This window comes from Pseudomonas viridiflava (assembly GCF_900602065.1).
Classification (GTDB): domain Bacteria; phylum Pseudomonadota; class Gammaproteobacteria; order Pseudomonadales; family Pseudomonadaceae; genus Aquipseudomonas.
The window spans coordinates 1-352 of the sequence record NZ_UWFN01000203.1 but is presented as its reverse complement, the minus strand read 5'-3'; the positions used below and the strand labels follow the sequence as shown (position 1 = coordinate 352).

1 protein-coding gene is annotated in these 352 nt (G+C 50.0%); it reads left to right on the top strand.

The genetic code is table 11. The annotated features are described in order from the left end of the window. Positions 1 to 113 precede the first annotated feature (113 nt). A partial coding sequence (locus tag EE949_RS11940) for a hypothetical protein (protein ID WP_206335709.1) occupies positions 114 to 352 on the top strand: 239 nt, incomplete at its 3' end.

Sequence of the window (352 nt, the reverse complement as noted above, 5' to 3'; positions counted from 1 at the left end):
GGATACTCCAGGCAGCCGCGGTCGGTGCCGGGCTGGCATGATTCTTAGAACTAGGGTATTCATTGGCTTTGGGTGGCGAAGGGCTACCATTTTTCGTTCAAAGGAGATGTGTTATGGCGAAAAGCAATGCAGCAGCGGAGGCGGCAGCTCTTACCTGCGGCTTAGTGATGCCTATCTCGGCTATGGATGGATGCACTGCAGAGCACTGGGTTGAGGTGAGAAATATCATCTGTGACGCCGTTCAGGGCATCGAGGATCTGACCTTCATCCCAAAGTTAGTAAGCGAGCAAGATGACGTCGGGGTAATTCAAGAGAGAATTGTACAAAATATTTATTCGTCCGATATCGTAAT